Origin of the sequence: Bisgaardia hudsonensis (genome assembly GCF_004345785.1) — a bacterium.
Taxonomy (GTDB): domain Bacteria; phylum Pseudomonadota; class Gammaproteobacteria; order Enterobacterales; family Pasteurellaceae; genus Bisgaardia; species Bisgaardia hudsonensis.
On record NZ_SLXI01000004.1, the window covers coordinates 162,852 to 182,548 of the forward strand.

The window sequence follows — 19,697 nt, forward strand, 5'->3', positions numbered from 1 at the left end:
ATGAAGATTATTCTAGCTAATCCTAGAGGTTTTTGTGCTGGCGTTGATCGTGCAATTAGTATTGTGGAACTCGCTCTTGAGATCCACGGTGCACCGATTTATGTTAGGCATGAGGTTGTACATAACCGTTTTGTTGTGAATGGTTTAAAAGAAAGTGGGGCTATTTTTGTTGAAGAGCTTGATGAAGTACCAGATGGGGCGATTGTCATTTTTTCAGCCCATGGGGTTTCTCAGGCTGTTCGCCAAGAAGCAAAAAATCGAGGATTAAAAGTTTTTGATGCAACTTGCCCCTTGGTGACTAAAGTACATATGCAAGTTGCAAGAGCAAGTCGTAAAGGGGTAAAGGCTATTTTAATTGGGCATGAAGGGCATCCTGAAGTTGAAGGAACAATGGGACAATACGATAATACTCAAGGCGGTATTTATCTTGTTGAAGATGTTGAGGATATTACTAATTTAGCTTTACAAGATAGTGAAGATATTACTTTTATGACTCAAACAACTTTATCTATTGATGATACGAGTGATGTGATTGAGGCGTTAAAGAAAAAGTATCCAGCTATTCAAGGACCAAGAAAAAATGATATTTGTTATGCGACAACTAATCGTCAGCAAGCGGTGCGTAAGCTTGCTGAACAATCTGATCTTGTTATTGTAGTAGGTTCTAAAAACTCATCAAATTCAAATCGTTTGGCGGAACTTGCATCAAGAATGGACGTTTCTGCTAAATTAGTTGATGATGCTAATGATATTGATCCTGTTTGGCTTGATAATGTTAAGACAATTGGCGTAACCGCTGGAGCGTCCGCACCAGAGGTACTTGTGCAGTTAGTTATTAATCGGTTAAAGGAACTGGGTGCTGAAACAGTAGAAGAATTACAAGGTTGTGAGGAAAATACGGTTTTTGAAGTGCCGAAGGAATTGCGAATAAAAGCAGTTTAATGAATTTTGTAATAATTTTTATTTGAATATTATTAGCTAAAAAATAATTTTATTTTTGATATATGGCATAGTAGTTTTTATCTACTATGCCTTTTTTATTCAATAAACTTTCAATGTTAATTTGAATAGGGGATTAAATTATCAACGTATTGCGATAGCTTCTATTTCTATTGCAACGTCTTTTGGTAGGCGAGCAACTTCAACACAAGAACGAGCTGGAAAACTTGGATGATTATTTTCTTTAAAAAATAGCTCATATTCTTTATTTACTGTTGCAAAATCATTTAAATCTTTTACAAAAACAGTTGTTTTGACAATATTTGCAACAACCAGTCCTGATTGTTCAATAATTGCTTTGACATTTTCTAAAGATTGGCGAGTTTGAGCGACAATATCATTGGCAATTTCTCCTGTTACTGGATTGACGGGGATTTGTCCTGAGGTAATTACCATATTACCTAAATCAACCGCTTGTACATAAGGTCCGATTGCTGCGGGAGCATTTTCTGTGTGGATTATTTTTGTCATTTTTAATTTCCTTATTCTTATTTAATTAATTGACATTATAAGCCATTTAAAGCATTAATTAAGCGTATTTCATCAAATTTTGCAATATCTTCTACAGAAATAGAGCAAGATTTAATTTTATTTTCGGCAAGTAATTTTGCTCGTTGCGTTCCTTCAAGGAGCGGTGTATCAGGAGTAAACCAATCCTTTCCTCGTCTAAAGATTAAATTACCAATAGAACAATCGGTTACTCTTCCTTTTTTAATGATGATTATTTCATCACAATCTCCTTTTTTTTCAAGTAGTTGATTGAGTAAATCACGATGACAATATTTTAGTGAATAATCAATTTCATCACAAATCACAGGTTTAAAAGAACGATATACTTTCTGTTGATAGGGAAAAAATTGTATTTCATAATTACTATTTGAATAATTAATACGGCAACGAACTATCTCTGCTTGAGGTAGTGGCGTAAGTGCGGTGGCTTTTTCAATAATTTTTTTTAGATCAAATTTGCGATAGCTTTTTTTACTATAAAGTTTTTTTAAACTTTGTTCATAACGGATTTGGTGGTAATTCACATTTTCGATAATGCCATTTTTAATACAAAGTGTTTCAAAGAGAGTAAACATTTTTTCCTTATATTGCTATTGATTGTGTTTTAAAGGGATATATACTTTTTGAATTAACTCTGCAAATTCATCTTCTACATTGCTTTGTATGGTGATACCACCACCACTACGAAAAAACATATTTTCTCCTTGTTGCTCAATAAAGCGAATGGCTACCGCACTTTGCACTGTATCGCCATTAAATAGCCCAAAGATACCAGTATAATAGCCACGTTTTTGTTTTTCAGCTTGTTGAATAACTTGCACAGTTTTTTCTTTTGGTGCACCGCTGATTGAGCCAGCTGGTAGTAGTTTACTTAATATGTTACCAATATTATTTTGCCAATTTTTTTCAAGCTCACCAGTGATTTCTGAACTGGTTTGTAGGATTGAACCTTTTTCTGTGTAAATTTTTTCCACATAGCGAAAACGGGTTACTTCGATATTTTTGGCAACAATAGCTAAATCATTTCGCATTAGATCAACAATAGTGTAATGTTCGCATTGTTCTTTGTTGGAGTCTAATAAGATTTGTTTAGCATTTTCTTGTTCGGCATTAATTGTTCCTTTCATTGGAAAAGTAAAAATTTGGTTATTTTTTATATGAATAAATGGCTCAGGCGAAAAACAAACAAATTTATTTTCAAATAATAACTTATAACTAGCTGAAGATTCTTGAAAAATCTGTTTCAGATTATAATTGGTATGAATTTTTGTTGGATAAGTCAGATTGAGTAAATACGAATTACCTTTTTGTAACTCTTGCTGAACAAGGTTAAATCCTCTTTGGTATTCCGAAAATTCCATTGGGAATTTTTCTAGGTAAAAAGATTGTGTTAGTAAATCTATTGACCAATCAATGTTATTCATACCTTTTATATCAAAAAATATTCCTTGTTGCTTTGCTTCATTAATTGGGCAAATAATCGATGCTTGCTGTTCAAAATCAATGAGAAAGAAAAAAGGGATACGTTGTTCGCCATATTGGTTGGCTTGTTGGATAAAATGGGTTAGTGGCATAAATAAATTATTTTCTTATCTATTTTATTATGAAAGTATGATTTTAGCTTAAATCAAAGGGAACATTGAAGCAATAGAAATAAATGGTTACCCAATCAAAATTTGAGCTAATGGAATATCCCAGATTTCCACTGGAAGTTGTTCCACTTCTTGACAGGCGTGAGCTAATCCTACGGGAATAAAGTGTTTTTGTTGCCAATTTTGTAATGTTCTATCATAAAAACCACCTCCCATACCGAGCCGATTACCTTGTTTGTCAAAGGCAACTAATGGGGTAAAAATAATATCCAGTTTCTGTGTGGGAAATACTTTGGTTACATCAAGTTTAGGTTCAATAATTCCAAATTTATTTTTGATCATTGGCGTGGATGTTTCGTACTTCAAGAAAAGTAAATGTCCTTTTGAAAAAGGGTGTAAAACAGGAAGATAAACATCAATCTTTTTTTGCCATAAGTTTTCTATTAGTTTTTTTGTTGAAATTTCGCCGTCAAAAGATAAATATAAGGCAATATGTCGTGCTTTTCTTGTTTCGATAAGTTGTAATGCTTGTTGAGTAACATTTTGTTCTGCTTTTTGTTGCTCAAGTGCGGTCAGATTTTGACGAGATTGTCTGATTTGTTGACGAATTTGTTGGCGTTGTTGCTGAATAGGTATATTCATAATGAACTAATTTAGTTGCGATAAGGACCCGAGATGCCGCTGTGAATGTCAGTCCTTGAACCCTACGGTTCAAGGGAACTAGTTATACCGTTTTCAGGTTCCTTGCTTCAGGGCTAAAAGCCAAGACAAGTATACACACCAACAGTAGAAAACCAATTCATTAAAGTTTTAAGTATCGGCTCAGGGACATTATCCACTGGCAAACATCTCAGGTAATTCTTATTTCCGAATACTAACGTAATTTATGTATTCTGACTAGATTAAATTTAATTTTAAGACAATTTTATTAGGGTATTTGCGTTTAATCGCTTGATTTTTGTACCAGTATTTCTTCCAACGAGCTACCTAGTTGTTGGATACGCTGTGTTACTACATCTTCTATTCGTTGTACTTTTTGTTGTTCTTGAATTAATTCGTAACTTAAATTGAGTGCAACAATAGATAAAACACGATCCAGTTGTAAAATTCCTGTTTTTTCTTTCATTTCTAAAATACGTAAATCAAGATTTTTGGCAGCTTTGCGTAAGTTATCTTGTTGATCATCGGGACAATTTAAACGCAACAGTTGTCCTGATACAGATATTTCTACGGTTTTAGATGACATTTTATCTCCAACTTGTCTTAATTATATTGATTATTATGCCACAGTAATATTTCTCATCATAGAATATCAAGAAAAAATTCTATTGTGTATTGGTTGCCTTTATAGAACAGTGGTATATTAGAACAATGTTCATTATAGGAAGAAAATATGACAGATCAACTTATATCTTATTCTCAATTAAATACACAACTAAAACAAGCAAATATTGGTGTAACCGCATTTGAATTACAGGGATTATTAACGGGTTTTATCTGTGGAGGAGTAGCGGATCAACATTGGCAAACTCTTATGTATCAATTAACTAATGATAATCACGCTTATCCGACCGCATTATTAAATGAAATTACCGCATTGTATCAACATACTAAGCAGTTACTCGCTGATATTGATGGGTTTAATTTTGAAATTTGGTTACCTGAAACTGATGTTTTTGAGCGTGCCGATGCACTATCTGAATGGACTAATCACTTTATTTTAGGGCTAGGTTTAAATCAACCGCAATTAGATAAAGAGAAAGGCGAAATCGGCGAAGCACTTGATGATTTACAAGATATTGCTCAACTGGGTTATGACGAAGATGACAATAAAGAAGAACTTTCTCACGCATTAGAAGAAATTATTGAATATGTTCGTACGATTACGGCATTACTTTATACACATTTCAATCCGCAAAGAAACCAACAAGAACAAAAAACAGTATTACATTAAGTAAGGAGAAAATGATGGATCTTGCTTATATGGCAAAAATGCCAGCAGAAGAATTTATTACAAGACGACAAAAATTAGTTGAGCAAATGGAAGATAATTCCGTTGCGGTTGTTTTTTCATCACAAGAACAAGTGCGTAATAATGATTGTTGCTATCCTTTTCGTCAAGACAGTTATTTCTGGTATTTGACGGGCTTTAACGAACCAGATTCTATTTTAGTTATCACTAAGCGTGATGGTGTTTCTCAAGTATATTGTTTTTTACGTCCTTCTGATCCGCTAATGGAAACTTGGAATGGTCGTCGGTTAGGCATTGAAAAAGCCCCACAGGAATTATCAATTAATACTGCTTATGCAATAGAGGATTTTTTAGCGATATTTCCTAAAATCAGTCAAAATTTGACCGCTCTTTATTATAAAAAAGATCAACAATCTTGGGGAGAGATACTACTTAATCAATTAAAACAAGAAAGTGCGGTAGATTTTCCTCGTATTTTTGATGTGGCTCTTATTCTTGATGAAATGCGTTTATTTAAATCAACCAACGAAATCGCTTTAATGCAACAAGCTGGGCAAATATCAGCACTTGCCCATATTCGTGCGATGAAAGAGGCTCGCCCTAATCGTTTTGAATATGAATTGGAAAGTGAAATTTTACATGAGTTTAATCGTTTTGGTGCGAGATATGCCTCTTATAATAGTATTGTAGCAGCAGGTGAAAATGCTTGTATTTTACATTACACCGAAAATGATCAACCAATGAAAGATGGCGATTTAGTCTTAATTGATGCAGGTTGTGAATTTGCTATGTATGCAGGTGATATTAGCCGAACTTTCCCAGTTAATGGAAAGTTTACCCAACCACAACGTGAAATTTATGAAATTGTATTAAAAGCACAAAAACGCGCTATTGAATTATTAGTTGCTGGAAATAGTATTCAACAAGTGAATGATGCAGTAGTGCGTATTAAAGTGGAAGGTTTAGTGCGTTTAGGCATTTTACAAGGCGATGTGGAACAATTAATTGAACAACAAGCTTATCGTGAATTTTATATGCACGGTTTAGGGCATTGGTTAGGCTTAGATGTGCATGATGTTGGAAGTTATAGTCAATCCTTTGCAAATGGAGATCGTAATAGCCGTTTACGTGATAGACCGTTAGAAATAGGAATGGTACTAACTGTTGAACCGGGGTTATATATTTCATCAAAATCTAATGTTCCCGAGCAATATAAAGGTATTGGTGTGCGTATTGAAGATAATATTGTGATCACTGAACATGGAAATAAAATTTTGACTAGTGCGGTACCAAAAGAAATAGATGACATTGAAAAGCTTATGGCACAACAATAAAAATATTAATCAAGATATTTTACTGTAGATAAAGGTAATGCAATGGGTAATGAGAAAACGCAATACGATGTAGTTATCGTGGGGGGAGCAATGGCTGGGGCAACACTGGCTCTTGCTTTAAGTTCCAACACTCAAGGTCGGATCAAAATAGCCGTTCTTGAGAAACAAGCACCTAAAAAACATCATTCAAGTGGTTTTGATGCCCGTTGTATTGCTTTATCTGATGGCAGTTGTCAGCGTTTTAATGCTATTCAGTTAGCAAATGGAAAAAGTTTATGGCAACAAATTCAACCTTTATCTACACCAATTACTCAAATTCATGTTTCTGATAAAGGGCATGCTGGATTAGTCGAGTTTAAATCTGATGAGTTTGGTCTAGCACAACTTGGTGCAGTGATTGAACTACAAAAAACAGGCAGCATTTTGTTGGAAGCGATTAACCAATATCCCAATATTGATTATATTGCTCCTGTTGAGATCGATTGTATTGATATTCAAGAAAATAATAACAATAATTTTGCCAAAATTACCTTAAAAAATGACCGCACTTTACAAGCAAGATTAGTTGTTGGTGCCGATGGTACATTTTCTCAAGTAGCACAATCCGCGGGGATTTCTCAAAACATTATTCAGGAATATCAACAGACAGCGGTAATTACTAACGTATTGGTACAACAAGCACATCAAGGTCGGGCTTTTGAGCGATTTACTGATGAAGGACCTGTGGCATTATTGCCAATGGAAAATAATTTAATGTCTTTAGTTTGGTGTGTTAAAGAGGTTGAGCCTTTATTAAAGTTGGATGACTCCGCATTTTTAAATCAATTACAACAACGTTTTGGTTGGCGATTGGGGAAATTACAGCAATGCGGTCAACGTTTTGCTTATCCATTAAATTTGTATCAAGCAGAACAGCATATCCAAAATAGAGTGGCATTAATAGGTAATTCTGTACAAACGTTACATCCTATTGCGGGTCAAGGATTTAATCTTGGTATTCGAGATGTGATGAATTTAGCCGAGATCATTGCTCAGGGGTACTTACAAGGTATAGATTTTGGTTGTTATAGTTGGCTAGAAAAGTATGCAAATACAAGAGAAAATGATCAGCAACATATTATGACGTTAACTAATGGATTATTATCAGTCTTTGCAAATAATTTACTGCCATTCCAAGTTGGGCGTAATTTAGGTTTGATGGCATTGTCACAATCATCATTATTAAGACAATATTTTGCGAAACCAACGTTGGGTTGGGTTTAAGTAGTTTAAATTTGTAGCACATAAATAGGGTTATTAACATGAAAACATTTGATTTAGCTATTGTCGGTGGCGGAATGGTTGGGTTAGCATTAGCTGCCAGTTTAACTGATAGCCAATTACGTATTGCGGTTATAGAGGGCTTTCCTACTCAGATTCCTGTAACTGAAATCACTAATCGTGTGAGTGCCTTAAATTTAGCTAGCCAAAAAATGCTTGAAAAAATAGGTGTATGGCAAGATGTATTGGACTTACGAGCGACCGCTTATGATAAAATGCAGGTGTGGGAAAAAGACAGTTTTGCTAATATAAAATTTGATACTAAAGGACTTGGTGTTTCTCATTTAGGGCATATTGTCGAAAATCATTTAATTCAAAAAGTGCTATGGGATAAAGTACAAACTCAAAAAAACGTTGAAATTATTACCGCACTTCCTACAAGTTTAGGAGTCACTGAAAGTAATGCGATTGTATCTTTAGATAATGGCGAAATGTTATCAAGTAAGCTAATAGTTGGTGCTGATGGTGCGAATTCTTGGGTACGTAAACAAGTTGATATTCCATTAATATTTCGTGATTATGGTCATCATGCTTTAGTCTGTAATGTAAAAACTGCTGAATCACATCAACATTGTGCAAGACAAATTTTTTCTAAAGATAGTATTTTAGCTTTTCTCCCGTTACACAATGACAATCTTTGTTCTATCGTTTGGTCTTTACCTCCAGAACAGGCTAAGTATTTAACTTTATGCGATGATAATGAATTTAATAAACACCTAACGGTTGCCTTTGATAACCAGCTTGGTTTATGTGAAGTTCAAAGCTCGCGTCGTGCTATTCAATTAACCGCTCGTTATGCTCGCAATTTTGCAAAAGAACGAGTGGCATTAGTGGGTGATGCCGCTCACACGATTCATCCTTTGGCTGGATTAGGGGTTAATTTAGGATTTCAGGATGCCATTGCACTGGCTCAAGAAATTCATAAAAATTTAGCCTCAGCAGTGGATATTGGTGAATATCGCTATTTACGTTACTATGAACGTTGGCGTAAAACAGAAGCCGTTAAAATGCTCGCCGCAATGCAAGGCTTAAAGACAATCTTTGATGGCGATAATCCATTAAAAAAATTAGCACGTGGTATTGGCGTAACAACAACGGACAAAATGACTTTCGTTAAAGAATTATTGATAAAACAAGCAATGGGAATCTAAGAAATAAATTTTAAGCCTATAATAATTGATTATTATAGGCTTATTTATAAGTAAAAAAGGTTATTTTCTTAATTTTACCAATTCAATGGCATGATCTTTTCCTTTCTTCAAGATTAAATTTGCGCGCTCTCTCGTTGGTAATATGTTTTGGCGTAAATTTAACCCATTAATATCATCCCAAATTTTTGAAGCAGTTTTAATCGCTTCTTCTTTTGATAGTGTGGCATAATGTTTAAAATAAGAGTTAGGATCACTGAATGCTGTTTGTCTAAATTTTAAAAAGCGTTTTATATACCATTCTTTTAATAAATTTTCTTCTGCATCTACAAAAATAGAGAAATCTACAAAATCAGACACAAATATTTGATTTAATTTATCCGTTCTTGTTTGTAATACATTAAGCCCTTCTAAAATTAAAATATCAGGATTATCCACAATATCAAATTGATTAGCCACAATATCATAAATTAAATGCGAATAAATGGGGGCTTTAACTTTTGCTTTTCCTGATTTTACATCAGCTAAAAAACGAATTAAGTTTGGCGTATCATAAGAAATTGGAAAACCTTTTTTATCCAGTAAATTTTCTTTTTCTAATTTTTCAAGTGGATATAGAAACCCATCTGTCGTTATCAGATCTACTTTTCTGGCTGATGACCAGGTTGATAGTAATGATTGCAAAATTCTTGCAGAGGTACTCTTTCCAACAGAAACACTACCTGCAATACTGATAATGTAAGGAACTTTAGAATGATGAACGCCTAAAAAACGATTTAATACAGTTTGTCGTTTTAGATTTTCATCAATGTAATAATTAATTAAGCGAGTGAGTGGTAAGTATATTGTACTGACTTCATCAAGTGATAATTCTTCGTTAAACCCCAATAAAGGTTTTAAATCTTGTTCTGTTAATGTTAGGGGAACTGATTTGCGTAATTCTGACCATTGCTCACGATTGAAAGTAAGAAATGGGGTAAGCTGATCAGAAATAGTATCTAAATTTAGTATATTCACAGTAAATTTTTTGGGTATCAATAGTTAATGTAGGAGAAATATACACGATAACTGATTAAATTTGCATAAAATTTATAATAAAAATTTATTATATTGGTTAAATTTAAGCATTATTGAATAACAACTAATCAAACAATACAAAAAAAAACATTTTTTTTAAAAAACACTTGTCAGGCGTAAAAATTTCCCTATAATACGCCTTACTTGTTTACGACGCCGACTTAGCTCAGTAGGTAGAGCAACTGACTTGTAATCAGTAGGTCATCAGTTCGATTCCGATAGTCGGCACCATTCTTTCGTAGTCAAGTTCATTTATAATGTGGAGGGATTCCCGAGCGGCCAAAGGGAGCAGACTGTAAATCTGCCGGCTCAGCCTTCGAAGGTTCGAATCCTTCTCCCTCCACCATTTAATATGATTTATGAATCTGATGGATAGATGAATTTAGGACTGCGGGCATCGTATAATGGCTATTACCTCAGCCTTCCAAGCTGATGATGCGGGTTCGATTCCCGCTGCCCGCTCCAAGCGCTGATATAGCTCAGTTGGTAGAGCGCACCCTTGGTAAGGGTGAGGTCGGCGGTTCAAATCCGCCTATCAGCACCATCCTAATTTTCAGCTCTCCTTTTATTAAATAAGTTTTGGGTTAATGTGGTATTTTGAACCATCGATAACCGTGTTTATCTAGAGGGACTCTTAATGTCTAAAGAAAAATTTGAACGTAAAAAACCACACGTTAACGTGGGTACAATAGGCCACGTTGACCATGGTAAAACAACTTTAACAGCAGCAATTACAACAGTATTATCGAAAAAATTCGGTGGTGCTGCACGTGCATTTGATCAAATTGATAATGCACCAGAAGAAAAAGCACGTGGTATCACTATCAATACTTCACACGTTGAATATGATACAGAAACACGCCACTATGCACACGTTGACTGTCCAGGACACGCGGATTATGTAAAAAACATGATTACCGGTGCGGCACAAATGGATGGTGCTATTTTAGTAGTAGCAGCAACAGATGGCCCAATGCCACAAACACGTGAGCATATACTTTTAGGACGCCAAGTAGGTGTACCTTACATCATCGTATTCTTAAATAAATGTGATATGGTTGATGATGAAGAATTATTAGAATTAGTAGAAATGGAAGTTCGTGAACTTCTTTCACAATATGATTTCCCAGGTGATGACACACCAATCGTACGTGGTTCAGCATTACAAGCATTAAATGGTGTACCAGAGTGGGAAGATAAGATTGTTGAATTAGCAGGTCATTTAGATAGCTATATTCCAGAGCCAGAGCGTGCAATCGATCAGCCATTCTTATTACCAATTGAAGATGTATTCTCAATTTCAGGACGTGGAACAGTAGTAACAGGTCGTGTAGAGCGTGGTGTTATCCGTACAGGTGAAGAAGTTGAAATTGTTGGTATTAAACCAACAACAAAAACAACAGTAACAGGTGTGGAAATGTTCCGTAAATTGCTAGACGAAGGTCGTGCAGGTGAGAACGTAGGTGCATTATTACGTGGAACAAAACGTGAAGAAATCGAACGTGGACAAGTATTAGCGAAACCAGGTTCAATTACACCACATACAGACTTTGAATCAGAAGTTTACGTATTATCAAAAGATGAAGGTGGACGTCATACTCCATTCTTTAAAGGTTACCGCCCACAATTCTATTTCCGTACAACAGATGTAACAGGAACGATTGAATTACCAGAAGGCGTAGAAATGGTAATGCCAGGCGATAATATCAAAATGGTAGTAAGCTTAATTCACCCAATCGCGATGGACCAAGGTTTACGCTTTGCGATTCGTGAAGGTGGACGTACAGTAGGTGCGGGTGTTGTTGCAAAAATTATTAAATAATTAAGCAGAACATGAAGGATAAAAAGGGATCTTATGATCCCTTTTTTGTCATTAACATAAAAAGATGAAGAAAATTAATTTTTTTATAGGCAATAAAATAAGAAAATGTTACAATCTCGGGCTAAAATACATCCCCCTTTTATTATTTAAATTATTATTTAAATTCACTCATGGATAAATTATGGCGTTAGATATTGATAAGAAAAAGCTTTCTCCTGAAATTGAAACAGAAAAATCAAAAGGTTTAAATACTTTTCTATGGTTATTGGCCACGTTTGTCGTTGTTTTAACAGCAGTTGGTAATATTTATTTTGTAGATTTATTTTCAACAGCAATTAGAGTTGTTGGTGTGGTAGTTGGATTATTAATAGCTTTAGGTTTTTTAGCTATTACAAATCAAGGAACGAAAGCACGTAGATTTTTAAAAGATGCTAGAATTGAATTAAGACGAATCGTATGGCCTACTCGTCCTGAAACAACACAGACGACTCTGATCGTAATGGGTGTAACGGTTATTGTATCGCTTATTTTATGGGGTTTTGATTCAATAATTGTTTCATTAATTACATTTTTAACGGATTTAAGGTTCTAATATGACAGAGAATGCTCAAAAAAAACGTTGGTATGTACTTCAAGCATTTTCAGGTTTCGAAGCTAGAGTGGCGACAACATTACGTGAATATATTAAATTACATCAAATGGAAGAGCAATTTGGTGAAGTTCTTGTTCCTACAGAAGAAGTGGTAGAAAATGTTGGGGGCAAACGGAGAAAGAGCGAACGTAAGTATTTTCCTGGTTACGTATTAGTTCAAATGGAAATGAATGATTATACTTGGCAGCTAGTTCGTAGCGTGCCTAGGGTAATGGGATTTATTGGTGGGACTCCTGATAAACCAGCTCCAATTAGTGATAAAGAAGCAAATTTGATTCTGAATCGCTTAGAACAGAATTCGGATAAACCAAAACCAAGAACTATGTTCCAACCTGGGGAAGAAGTTCGTGTTACAGAAGGACCTTTTGCAGATTTTACTGGTACAGTAGAAGAGATTGATTATGAAAAAGGACGATTAAAAGTTTCTGTTTCTATATTTGGTCGTGCAACTCCAGTTGAATTAGAGTTCGGTCAGATTGAAAAAAATTAATTAAAGATTTGAGTGAAATGAAAATACTGATTTTAGTTAGTATCTTTTGATTATTTTACTTGAAATAGTGATTGCATTTAATTAGAATGCTTTTCTTTATACAAACAGGGAAGCTAGTGATAGCGTTATTACCCATTTAGAGGAAATTAAAAATGGCAAAGAAAGTTCAAGCCTATGTCAAGTTGCAAGTCGCAGCAGGTATGGCTAACCCTTCACCTCCAGTTGGTCCTGCATTAGGTCAACAAGGTGTTAATATTATGGAATTTTGTAAAGCATTTAATGCACGTACAGAGAGCCTTGAAAAAGGTTTACCTATTCCAGTAGTTATTACCGTTTATGCGGATCGTTCTTTTACTTTTATTACTAAGACACCTCCAGCAGCTGTTCTATTGAAAAAAGCAGCTGGTGTTAAATCGGGTTCTGGTAAACCAAATAAAACTAAAGTTGGTAAAGTAACGAGTGCACAAGTTCGTGAAATTGCTGAATTAAAAGCAGCAGATATGACAGGTGCAACAATTGAAACTAAGATGAAATCTATTGAAGGTACTGCACGTTCAATGGGCTTAGTAGTGGAGGACTAATACGATGGCTAAATTGACTAAGAAAATGAAAGCAATCAAAGCTGGCGTAGATTCTACTAAAGCTTATGAAATCAATGAAGCAATTGCATTATTGAAACAGTTTACTACTGATAAATTTGTTGAAAGTGTTGATGTTGCTGTAAATTTAGGTATCGATCCACGTAAGTCAGACCAAAATGTTCGTGGTGCAACTGTTTTACCACATGGCACAGGTAGAGAAGTACGTGTTGCTGTATTTACTCAAGGTGCAAATGCTGATGCCGCTAAAGAAGCTGGTGCTGATTTAGTAGGTATGGAAGACTTAGCTGAACAAGTTAAGAAAGGTGAAATGAATTTTGATGTAGTTATCGCTTCTCCTGATGCAATGCGTGTGGTTGGTCAATTAGGTCAAATTTTAGGGCCTCGTGGTTTAATGCCAAATCCTAAAGTTGGAACGGTTACCCCTAATGTTGCAGAAGCAGTTAAAAATGCAAAATCAGGTCAGGTTCGCTACCGTAATGATAAAAATGGTATAATCCATTCAACTATTGGTAAAGCAACTTTCTCAGAAGAGCAATTAAGAGAAAATTTACAAGCACTTTTAGCTGCTTTAAATAAAGCTAAACCTACTACGGCTAAGGGTATTTTTGTTAAGAAAGTTAGTCTTTCTACAACTCAAGGCGCTGGTGTAGCAATAGATCAAAATAGCTTATAAGTTATACTCTGTTCTTTACAGGGGATGAGTTTATTGATATAATCCATCCCCTTAAATTATGTTTAACATAGTTTTTTCTGGTTGGTGCTTGACCTTAAATTCAAGCCCCGTCCAAGACCGTAGGGAAAATAATAATATTATTTTTTAATAATCCTACGTAGATGGTGATACAGAATAAGAATTTTTCTTGCTTCTGTGCACCTAGTAGTCCCAATAATTTGATTATTGGGTATTTTAATTCCGAGAAATCGGAGTGTATTCAGGAGCTAAAAGCCAATGGCATTAAATCTTCAAAATAAACAAGCGATTGTTGCTGAAGTAAATGAAGCAGCCAAAGGTGCCCTATCAGCTGTTATCGCGGATTCTCGTGGCGTTACAGTTGATAAAATGACTGAATTACGTAAAACAGCTCGTGAGGCAGGTGTATCTATTCGTGTCGTTCGTAATACTTTATTACGTCGTGCAGTTGAAGGTACAGATTACGAATGTTTAAAAGATGCGTTTGTAGGTCCTACACTTATCGCTTTTTCTAACGAACATCCTGGTGCGGCTGCTCGTTTATTTAAAGATTTTGCAAAAGCAAATGGTAAGTTTGAAATTAAAGGTGCTGCCTTTGAAGGTAAGGTTCAAGATGTTGATTTCTTAGCAACATTGCCAACTTACGAAGAAGCAATTGCACGTTTAATGGGTACAATGAAAGAAGCTGCGGCAGGAAAACTCGTTCGCACTCTTGCGGCATTACGCGACAAATTAGAAGAAGCCGCTTAATTTTATTTAGGATTAAGTCGCTTTTTAACTTATTAAATTTATTTACTTTAGGAATTGATTGCTATGTCATTAACTAACGAACAAATTATTGAAGCTATTGCTTCTAAATCTGTAACTGAAATTGTAGAATTGATTTCTGCAATGGAAGAAAAATTTGGTGTTTCTGCAGCAGCGGCAGCTGTGGCGGTAGCAGCAGGTCCAGCTGAAGCAGCTGAAGAAAAAACTGAGTTTGATGTTGTTCTTACAGCAGCTGGTGCTAATAAAGTAGCAGTAATCAAAGCAGTACGTACTGCAACTGGTCTAGGCTTAAAAGAAGCTAAAGATTTAGTTGAGTCTGCTCCAGCTAACTTAAAAGAAGGCATTTCTAAAGCTGAAGCTGAAGAGCTTAAGAAAGCATTAGAAGAAGCTGGTGCACAAGTAGAAGTTAAGTAATTTAGCTCTACTGTACCTGTTTTCAGGTTAAATGGCTGTTGGTTTTCCATCAGCCATTTTGTGCTATTCTACTAACAAGAATAAATTTACCGTTATTTATTTTTGTTCGCTCAATTTAATATTTATTATTTTGAGTTCTTACCCACTACAGAAGTAAGGTTCAGAGTGCGGTCATTTTTAACGGTCAATTATTGCCGTAATGTTATATGTTACGGTTGGGTCACTGAACAACAAGCAGAGGAACCCTATGGTTTACTCATATACCGAGAAAAAACGAATTCGTAAAAGCTTCGGCAAACGTCCGCAAGTTTTAAATGTACCTTATTTATTAACTATTCAACTTGACTCTTTTGATAAATTTATTCAAAGAGATCCCGATGGTGAGCAAGGTTTAGAAGCCGCTTTCCGTTCTGTATTTCCTATTGTAAGTAATAATGGAAGTACAGAGTTACAATATGTAAGTTATCAATTAGGTGAACCTGTATTTGATGTTAGAGAATGTCAAATCCGAGGTATTACTTATGCTGCACCATTACGTGTAAAACTAAGATTAATTAGTTACGATAGAGATGCAGCACCTGGCACAATTAAAGATATAAAAGAACAAGAAGTATATATGGGAGAAATCCCATTAATGACAAATAATGGAACCTTTGTTATTAATGGAACAGAACGTGTTATTGTTTCTCAACTACATCGTAGTCCAGGCGTATTCTTTGATAGCGACAAAGGAAAAACTCATTCATCTGGAAAGGTTTTATATAATGCGCGTATTATTCCTTATCGTGGATCGTGGTTAGATTTTGAATTTGATCCGAAAGATAATTTATTTGCTCGTATTGACCGTCGTCGTAAATTACCCGCAACAATTATTCTTAGAGCATTAAATTATACTACTGAAGAAATTTTAAATATTTTCTTTGAAAAAGTGGAATTTAATATTCAAGACAATAAATTATTAATGACTTTAGTACCTGAACGCTTGAGAGGTGAAACCGCATCTTTTGATATTGAAGCGAATGGGACAGTCTATGTTGAACGTGGTCGCCGAATAACAGCTAGACATGTAAAAGCATTAGCAAAAGATAAAATATCTCAAGTAGAAGTGCCTACTGAATATATCGTTGGAAAAGTTTCTGCGAAAGATTATGTTGATCTTGATACCGGCGAAATTATTTGCCCTGCGAATATGGAAATTTCTTTAGAATTACTCGCAAAATTATCCAGTGCAGGCTATAAAAAAATAGAAACTTTATTTACTAATGATTTGGATTCAGGCCCTTATATTTCAGAAACATTAAGAGTTGATCCATCTACCGATCGTTTGAGTGCCTTGGTTGAAATTTATCGAATGATGCGTCCAGGTGAACCACCAACAAAAGAGGCAGCAGAAAATTTATTTGATAATCTGTTTTTCTCTTCTGATCGTTATGATTTATCTGCAGTAGGTCGAATGAAGTTTAATCGTTCTTTAGGTATTGAAGAAACGACAGGTAGCGGTATTTTAAGTAATGATGATATCGTCAATGTAATGAAAAAATTGATTGATATTCGTAATGGTCACGGGGAAGTTGATGATATTGACCATTTAGGAAATCGTCGTATTCGTTCTGTTGGTGAAATGGCTGAAAACCAATTCCGCATTGGATTAGTACGAGTTGAACGTGCAGTAAAAGAACGTTTATCCTTGGGCGATCTTGATGCAGTAACACCGCAAGATTTAATTAACGCTAAGCCGATTTCAGCCGCAGTTAAAGAATTTTTTGGTTCATCACAACTTTCTCAGTTTATGGATCAAAATAACCCTTTATCAGAAGTAACACATAAACGTCGTATTTCAGCATTAGGTCCAGGTGGTTTAACTCGAGAAAGAGCTGGTTTTGAAGTTCGAGATGTTCATGCAACTCATTATGGACGTGTTTGTCCAATCGAAACGCCTGAAGGTCCAAATATCGGTTTGATTAACTCATTATCTGTGTACGCACGCACTAATGATTACGGTTTCTTAGAAACTCCATATCGAAAAGTAGTTAATGGACAAGTGACAGAAGAAATTGAATATTTATCTGCTATTGAAGAAGGTAAATATGTTATTGCTCAGGCTAACTCAAACCTTGATGAGAATTTCCGTTTTACTGATGCATTTGTTACTGCTCGTGGGGAACACGGCGAATCAGGTTTATATCGTCCTGATGAAATTCATTATATGGATGTATCAACTCAACAAATAGTTTCTGTCGCAGCAGCGTTAATTCCATTCTTAGAACATGATGATGCAAACCGTGCCTTGATGGGTGCAAACATGCAACGTCAAGCGGTTCCTACATTACGAGCTGATAAGCCACTTGTTGGTACTGGAATGGAAAAACCTGTTGCATTGGATTCTGGTGTTGCCGTTGTAGCAAAACGTGGTGGTACAATCCAATATGTAGATGCTTCTCGTATCGTTGTTAAAGTGAACGAAGATGAAACTATTGCTGGTGAAGCGGGTATTGATATTTATAATTTAATAAAATACACTCGATCTAACCAAAATACTTGTATTAATCAAATTCCTTGTGTTGAACTCGGCGAACCAATTGAGCGAGGTGAAATTCTTGCTGATGGTCCATCAACAGATCTGGGCGAGCTAGCTCTTGGTCAGAATATGCGTGTTGCATTTATGCCTTGGAATGGTTATAACTTTGAAGATTCTATGTTAGTGTCTGAAAGAGTAGTTCAAGAAGATCGTTTCACTACTATTCATATTCAAGAACTTTCTTGCGTTGCTCGTGATACTAAATTAGGTTCAGAAGAAATTACAGCAGATATTCCAAATGTTGGTGAATCTGCATTAAGTAAACTTGATGAATCGGGGATTGTTTATATCGGTGCTGAAGTTAAAGGTGGCGATATTCTTGTTGGTAAAGTTACGCCAAAAGGTGAAACACAATTAACGCCAGAAGAGAAGTTGTTACGTGCCATTTTTGGTGAAAAAGCCTCTGATGTTAAAGATTCTTCATTGCGAGTTCCTAATAGTGTTTCTGGTACCGTTATCGATGTTCAAGTATTTACTCGTGATGGAGTAGAAAAAGATAAACGAGCATTAGAAATTGAAGAAATGCAACTTAAGCAAGCCAAGAAAGATTTAGTTGAAGAACTAGAAATTTTAGAAGCTGGTCTATTTGCTCGTGTTCGTAATTTATTGGTTGCAGGTGGTTTATCTGAGTCACATTTAGACAGTTTAAATCGTAAGCAATGGTTAGAGTTAACTTTAGTTGATGAAGCTCAACAAACGCAGTTAGAGCAACTTGCAGAGCAATATGAAGAACTACGTAAGGACTTTGAACATAAATTAGAAGTGCAACGTGGTAAGATTATCCAAGGTGATGATTTAGCACCAGGTGTCTTAAAAATCGTTAAAGTTTATCTTGCGGTTAAACGTCGTATTCAACCAGGTGATAAAATGGCTGGTCGTCATGGTAACAAAGGGGTTATTTCAAAAATAAATCCAGTTGAAGATATGCCATACGATGAAAATGGTCAACCTGTTGATATTGTATTGAATCCATTGGGGGTTCCTTCTCGAATGAATATTGGTCAGATTCTAGAAACTCACTTAGGTTTGGCTGCTAAAGGGATTGGTGATCAAATCAATGCGATGATCAAACAAAAACAAGATGTTGAAAAATTGCGAGGCTATATTCAGAAAGCTTATGATTTAGGTCAAGGAGAACAAGTTGTTGATTTAAATACCTTTACTGATGAAGAAGTAATGCGTTTAGCAGAGAATTTACGTAAAGGTATGCCTTTAGCAACACCTGTATTTGATGGTGCAGATGAAAGTGAGATTAAAGGATTATTAGAACTTGGTGGCTTACCGACCTCTGGACAAATTACATTATATGATGGACGAACAGGGGAACAATTTGAGCGTCCTGTTACTGTTGGTTATATGTATATGCTTAAGTTAAATCACTTAGTTGATGATAAAATGCATGCACGTTCAACGGGGTCTTATAGTCTTGTTACTCAACAGCCTTTGGGTGGTAAAGCTCAATTTGGTGGTCAACGTTTCGGTGAGATGGAGGTATGGGCATTAGAAGCCTATGGTGCAGCTTATACTTTACAAGAAATGTTAACTGTGAAATCAGATGATGTGAATGGTCGTACTAAAATGTATAAAAATATTGTAGGCGGCACGCATCAAATGGATCCTGGTACACCAGAATCTTTCAATGTAATTATGAAAGAAATTCGTTCATTAGGTCTTAATATTGATCTAGACGAAGAGTAATTGGTAAAACTCTAAATTACGCCCAAGTGC

Annotated in this window: 19 protein-coding genes, 4 tRNA genes and 1 other RNA gene; 17 read left to right on the top strand and 7 right to left on the bottom strand. The window is 35.3% G+C overall.

Annotation, left to right across the window (positions count from 1 at the left end):
• Positions 1–942 (top strand): 4-hydroxy-3-methylbut-2-enyl diphosphate reductase, encoded by a 942-nt coding sequence (ispH, locus tag EV697_RS06800; protein WP_132023978.1) that lies wholly within the window; start codon positions 1–3, stop codon positions 940–942.
• A 141-nt stretch (positions 943–1,083) separates the two neighbouring features.
• Here ispH and EV697_RS06805 read toward each other — a convergent pair whose 3' ends face one another.
• The 6 genes from EV697_RS06805 to EV697_RS06830 form a co-directional block, all read right to left on the bottom strand.
• On the bottom strand, positions 1,084–1,470 hold the full coding sequence (locus EV697_RS06805; RefSeq protein WP_132023980.1) for a RidA family protein: 387 nt from the start codon (positions 1,468–1,470) through the stop codon (positions 1,084–1,086).
• Between the two features lie 35 nt (positions 1,471–1,505).
• Entirely contained in the window at positions 1,506–2,084 is a 579-nt protein-coding gene (locus EV697_RS06810) for an aminotransferase class IV family protein (RefSeq protein WP_132023982.1), read from the bottom strand.
• A gap of 15 nt (positions 2,085–2,099) precedes the next feature.
• Positions 2,100–3,083, bottom strand: a complete 984-nt coding sequence (locus EV697_RS06815) for an aminodeoxychorismate synthase component I (RefSeq protein ID WP_132023984.1) — start codon at positions 3,081–3,083, stop codon at positions 2,100–2,102.
• Between the two features lie 87 nt (positions 3,084–3,170).
• The gene (locus tag EV697_RS06820) at positions 3,171–3,743 is read right to left on the bottom strand and encodes a 5-formyltetrahydrofolate cyclo-ligase (RefSeq protein WP_176672780.1); all 573 of its coding nucleotides are present in this window, start codon (positions 3,741–3,743) and stop codon (positions 3,171–3,173) included.
• A 21-nt stretch (positions 3,744–3,764) separates the two neighbouring features.
• Positions 3,765–3,961, bottom strand: a non-coding RNA gene (gene ssrS, locus EV697_RS06825) — 6S RNA.
• Positions 3,962–4,044: 83 nt separating this feature from the next.
• Complete coding sequence (locus EV697_RS06830) at positions 4,045–4,347, bottom strand: cell division protein ZapA (RefSeq protein ID WP_132023986.1); 303 nt, start codon at positions 4,345–4,347, stop codon at positions 4,045–4,047.
• Between the two features lie 147 nt (positions 4,348–4,494).
• On the opposite strand from EV697_RS06830, the gene EV697_RS06835 reads away from it, so the two are divergent.
• The 4 genes from EV697_RS06835 to EV697_RS06850 are packed head-to-tail and all read left to right on the top strand — an operon-like array spanning position 4,495 to position 8,878.
• On the top strand, positions 4,495–5,055 hold the full coding sequence (locus tag EV697_RS06835; protein ID WP_132023988.1) for a YecA/YgfB family protein: 561 nt from the start codon (positions 4,495–4,497) through the stop codon (positions 5,053–5,055).
• Positions 5,056–5,069: 14 nt separating this feature from the next.
• Entirely contained in the window at positions 5,070–6,407 is a 1,338-nt protein-coding gene (gene pepP / locus EV697_RS06840; RefSeq protein ID WP_132023990.1) for a Xaa-Pro aminopeptidase, read from the top strand.
• Positions 6,408–6,449: 42 nt separating this feature from the next.
• On the top strand, positions 6,450–7,670 hold the full coding sequence (gene ubiH / locus EV697_RS06845; RefSeq protein ID WP_132023992.1) for a 2-octaprenyl-6-methoxyphenyl hydroxylase: 1,221 nt from the start codon (positions 6,450–6,452) through the stop codon (positions 7,668–7,670).
• A 38-nt stretch (positions 7,671–7,708) separates the two neighbouring features.
• Positions 7,709–8,878, top strand: coding sequence for an FAD-dependent monooxygenase (locus EV697_RS06850; protein ID WP_132023994.1), 1,170 nt, complete (start codon positions 7,709–7,711; stop codon positions 8,876–8,878).
• 60 nt (positions 8,879–8,938) lie between these two features.
• Here the strand turns inward: EV697_RS06850 and coaA are convergent, their stop codons facing one another.
• Positions 8,939–9,892 carry a type I pantothenate kinase gene (coaA, locus tag EV697_RS06855; RefSeq protein ID WP_132023996.1) on the bottom strand — a complete coding sequence of 318 codons (954 nt, stop codon included), beginning with the start codon at positions 9,890–9,892 and terminating at the stop codon, positions 8,939–8,941.
• Between the two features lie 215 nt (positions 9,893–10,107).
• Here coaA and EV697_RS06860 point away from each other — a divergent pair.
• The 12 genes from EV697_RS06860 (at position 10,108) to rpoB (ending at position 19,667) form a co-directional block, all read left to right on the top strand.
• A tRNA-Thr gene (locus EV697_RS06860) sits at positions 10,108–10,183 on the top strand.
• Positions 10,184–10,213: 30 nt separating this feature from the next.
• Positions 10,214–10,298, top strand: a tRNA-Tyr gene (locus EV697_RS06865).
• 44 nt (positions 10,299–10,342) lie between these two features.
• Positions 10,343–10,417 (top strand) — tRNA-Gly (locus EV697_RS06870).
• Between the two features lie 3 nt (positions 10,418–10,420).
• Positions 10,421–10,496: transfer RNA gene (locus EV697_RS06875), tRNA-Thr, on the top strand.
• A gap of 93 nt (positions 10,497–10,589) precedes the next feature.
• Positions 10,590–11,774: an elongation factor Tu gene (tuf, locus tag EV697_RS06880; protein ID WP_132023998.1), complete on the top strand. Its 1,185-nt coding sequence runs from the start codon at positions 10,590–10,592 to the stop codon at positions 11,772–11,774.
• A 181-nt stretch (positions 11,775–11,955) separates the two neighbouring features.
• Positions 11,956–12,366, top strand: a complete 411-nt coding sequence (gene secE / locus EV697_RS06885; protein WP_132024000.1) for a preprotein translocase subunit SecE — start codon at positions 11,956–11,958, stop codon at positions 12,364–12,366.
• A gap of 1 nt (position 12,367) precedes the next feature.
• Positions 12,368–12,916: a transcription termination/antitermination protein NusG gene (nusG, locus tag EV697_RS06890; RefSeq protein WP_132024002.1), complete on the top strand. Its 549-nt coding sequence runs from the start codon at positions 12,368–12,370 to the stop codon at positions 12,914–12,916.
• Between the two features lie 152 nt (positions 12,917–13,068).
• On the top strand, positions 13,069–13,497 hold the full coding sequence (rplK, locus tag EV697_RS06895; RefSeq protein ID WP_132024004.1) for a 50S ribosomal protein L11: 429 nt from the start codon (positions 13,069–13,071) through the stop codon (positions 13,495–13,497).
• A 4-nt stretch (positions 13,498–13,501) separates the two neighbouring features.
• Positions 13,502–14,191, top strand: coding sequence for a 50S ribosomal protein L1 (gene rplA / locus EV697_RS06900; RefSeq protein ID WP_132024006.1), 690 nt, complete (start codon positions 13,502–13,504; stop codon positions 14,189–14,191).
• Between the two features lie 276 nt (positions 14,192–14,467).
• Positions 14,468–14,959, top strand: coding sequence for a 50S ribosomal protein L10 (gene rplJ, locus EV697_RS06905; RefSeq protein WP_132024008.1), 492 nt, complete (start codon positions 14,468–14,470; stop codon positions 14,957–14,959).
• 63 nt (positions 14,960–15,022) lie between these two features.
• A complete protein-coding gene (gene rplL, locus EV697_RS06910) occupies positions 15,023–15,391 on the top strand; it encodes a 50S ribosomal protein L7/L12 (protein WP_132024010.1) in 369 nt (122 codons plus the stop codon).
• 247 nt (positions 15,392–15,638) lie between these two features.
• The gene (gene rpoB / locus EV697_RS06915; protein WP_132024012.1) at positions 15,639–19,667 is read left to right on the top strand and encodes a DNA-directed RNA polymerase subunit beta; all 4,029 of its coding nucleotides are present in this window, start codon (positions 15,639–15,641) and stop codon (positions 19,665–19,667) included.
• The last annotated feature ends 30 nt before the right edge of the window (positions 19,668–19,697 follow it).